The organism is Microcystis sp. M53603_WE2, assembly GCF_030065435.1.
This window is the reverse complement of sequence record NZ_JASJFF010000307.1, coordinates 1-2,301: the sequence shown is the minus strand read 5'-3', so window position 1 is coordinate 2,301 and position 2,301 is coordinate 1. Positions and strand designations below refer to the sequence as shown.

Below are 2,301 nucleotides of genomic sequence, written 5' to 3'. Positions count from 1 at the left end.
TTCCTCGATCGGTCAGGCGGGTTTTGTCATGATTGGTTTAACCGCCGGTACTGACGCGGGTTACTCTAGCATGATTTTCTATCTGTTAATTTACCTGTTCATGAACCTAGGGGCTTTTGCCTGTGTGATTCTCTTTGCTCTGAGAACCGGAACCGATCAGATCGCTGAGTATTCGGGACTCTACCAGAAAGATCCGCTCCTAACCCTCTGTTTAAGCATCTGTCTGCTCTCTTTGGGGGGAATTCCACCTCTAGCGGGCTTCTTTGGTAAGATTTATCTATTCTGGGCCGGTTGGCAAGCGGGACTTTATGCCCTCGTCCTCGTTGGTTTAGTCACCAGTGTGGCCTCGATTTACTACTATATCCGTGTGGTCAAAATGATGGTGGTCAAGGAACCCCAAGAGATGTCCGATGCGGTGAAAAATTACCCCGTTATCAATTGGACTCTTACCGGGATGCGTCCCCTACAGGTGGGTATTGTCCTCTCCCTAGTGGCGACTTCCCTGGCCGGTATCCTTTCCAATCCTCTCTTTACCCTAGCGACGGATTCCGTCACCACTACCCCCATCCTACAATCGGCGGCCCTGGCGACGCACATTTCCCGAGCGAATTGAGAATCTCTGTTGATTTATCGGCGTTGTCAGATCAGAATAACAACGCCTATTGTAGGGCTAATTCATGAATTAGCCCTACAGCTAATCCGTTTTTAGTAATGTGATTAACTCTCAATTGGTTCTAAAATAGACGCTAAAATATCTGGAGTTAATCCTTTAGCTTCTGCTTCATCACTAGCTTGATCCATAATTGGTGATAATCTTGCCGCTGCTTTTTGACGATATTTTTCTAATTCTAATTGAATAGTTTCAGTTAATTTGTTTTCTATGTTCGCTCGGTCATTGGGTTTAATTTTAGCGTAATATCTAGCAATTTCTAAAGGAACTTGAATAGTGATTTCTGTCTTGCTATTCATGGTAATTGATTGTTCTTTTTACTTTTAACAGACCTCTATTGTAGCACAAAATCACCATACTCATTGAATTTGACTCTATTGATGTAAAAGTTGCCATTGGATCAAAAAAATCAATGAATAGAAATATGGACTAAAAATAAACACCCCTCAACTGGCTAATTGAAGGGGCATTGTATTTTTAATGAGCAATTTAGCTTACTTTTGTGGTTTCTTTTTCGGCTGATTTGGATGGCTTTAGTTTGCGCTTGAGGGTTGAGGCTGCGCCGAGAGTACCAAGGGCGAGGAGGCTGAGGACTGTAGAGGGTTCAGGAATAGGCTTACATTGATCGAAAAGAATAGTTTTAGTAAACGAGATTGAATCTTGATCTTGGTTTATACCCAAAAAATTTTCATTCAATGGAGGAATTGGACGTTTGGTTAATTTTACTATTAGTTTGGCGAAGTTTGGCTGCGGAGTAATTCTTGCAAAAAACTTTAATTGCTTGGGGTTTTTTTCAAATACTCCACACAACTTGCCTACTTTATCATTAGGGTTATCGGTCATTACTTGACAGTCAATTATGTAGTCAAACAAATTTTGCTTAAAATCGAAAGCGACTTCTAGTGTTTTGGAGTTTGTTGGAACTCTGAGGTTAGCAACGTTGAATACAATTGTTAATGATTGTTCATCCGCTAAACCTCCGTTGAAGCTTCCATCCCAACCAGATCCTGGAGTATAAGACCAGTCTCCTATTAAGCTAGAAATACCACTCTGTGTTTCATCAAAAAGGGATTCAGGACCTTTTATCAAATTAGTGTGTTGTCCTAATCCTCCTGGAGTAAGTGTGTAGTCATATTCAGCAAAAGCTATAAGTTTAGGGTCCACCCAAGATGGTATATCTTCTGGCGGAACGGGAAAATCCTGAAGTGATGCTGCAATTGTTCTAGTAGAGCCTAAATTTAATAGCGTGAAAAGCGAAAAGGAAACTCCACCAATTGCTAAAGTTCGATAAACTTTGTTCATATCATCCTCAATCTAAATTGTTACGGAGATCGCCCTCCCTCGCAGCTAAGTCAAGCAACACTTGAATCCAACGCCAAAGGCGGACAACAAAACAATACACATTCCCCCCCCCACAACTGTATTAAAAGCTACAATTTAATAATTCTTTATATTCTTCTCCCCGACTAGGGACTGATACTAAATCCGTTGAGTATAGGCTATAGTCATTTCAAATAAGTGTGAGACGAGGGAAAAATAAGGTAAAATCAAGAGAAACGAGCAACCCATACAGAAAAATGTCTTATAGCCTAGACTTGAGAAAAAAAGTAATCGATTATGTAGAGAATGGG

Annotated in this window: 3 protein-coding genes; 1 reads left to right on the top strand and 2 read right to left on the bottom strand. The window is 40.8% G+C overall.

The features are described 5' to 3' along the window. On the top strand, positions 1-613 hold a 613-nt coding region (locus tag PX481_RS06660), incomplete at its 5' end, for a proton-conducting transporter transmembrane domain-containing protein (RefSeq protein WP_288094061.1). A gap of 104 nt (positions 614-717) precedes the next feature. On the opposite strand, the gene PX481_RS06655 is transcribed toward PX481_RS06660, so the two are convergent. After that, positions 718-969 carry a hypothetical protein gene (locus tag PX481_RS06655; RefSeq protein WP_288026089.1) on the bottom strand — a complete coding sequence of 84 codons (252 nt, stop codon included), beginning with the start codon at positions 967-969 and terminating at the stop codon, positions 718-720. Positions 970-1,159: 190 nt separating this feature from the next. Further along, on the bottom strand, positions 1,160-1,972 hold the full coding sequence (locus tag PX481_RS06650; RefSeq protein ID WP_002762959.1) for a PEP-CTERM sorting domain-containing protein: 813 nt from the start codon (positions 1,970-1,972) through the stop codon (positions 1,160-1,162). Between the last annotated feature and the right edge of the window lie 329 nt (positions 1,973-2,301).